Below are 550 nucleotides of genomic sequence, written 5' to 3'. Positions count from 1 at the left end.
AAGAACTGATGCAGCTTTTTTAGCTTCGGTTATTACAGGGCACAGTAGGTGTGGTATGCCTTCATATGTTGAAAGCTCAAGCATTTTAGGATCAATTAATATAAACTTGCATCTTTCAGGAGTGTGACGGTAAAGAAGTGATAAAATAATTGTATTAATGCAAACTGATTTTCCTGAACCTGTAGTTCCAGCTATCAGCAAATGCGGCATAGAAGAAAGATCTCCTACAATAGGTTTTCCAGAAATATTTTTACCAAGAGCTATTGGTAATTTAGTTTCCTTCTTTTTAAAATCAGCGTTATTTAGAATTTCACTTAGATAAACATTTTCTCTTGAATTATTTGGCAATTCAATTCCCACAGTATTGCTACCTGGTATAGTTGAAATTCTAGCAGACTCGGAACTAGTGTTCCTTGCAATATCATCTGACAAATTTATAATTTTAGAAACTTTTACTCCAGCAGCTGGCTCAAATTCATTGAGTGTTACAACTGGACCGTGACTTACTTTTTGAATTTCCCCCTTAACTCCAAAGTCCATTAGAATTTTT

The 550-nt window shown here is 34.4% G+C and carries 1 protein-coding gene; it reads right to left on the bottom strand.

Annotated features, from left to right (window positions below; translation table 11 throughout):
* On the bottom strand, window positions 1-550 hold a 550-nt coding region (locus AMN99_RS01570; protein WP_256998091.1), incomplete at both ends, for a DNA translocase FtsK.

The sequence above is a fragment of the Candidatus Pelagibacter communis genome (assembly GCF_001180225.1).
GTDB classification, from domain to species: domain Bacteria; phylum Pseudomonadota; class Alphaproteobacteria; order Pelagibacterales; family Pelagibacteraceae; genus Pelagibacter; species Pelagibacter ubique_D.
Note: the sequence above shows the minus strand (reverse complement) of the source record. Positions and strands in the feature narration are given on the sequence as shown.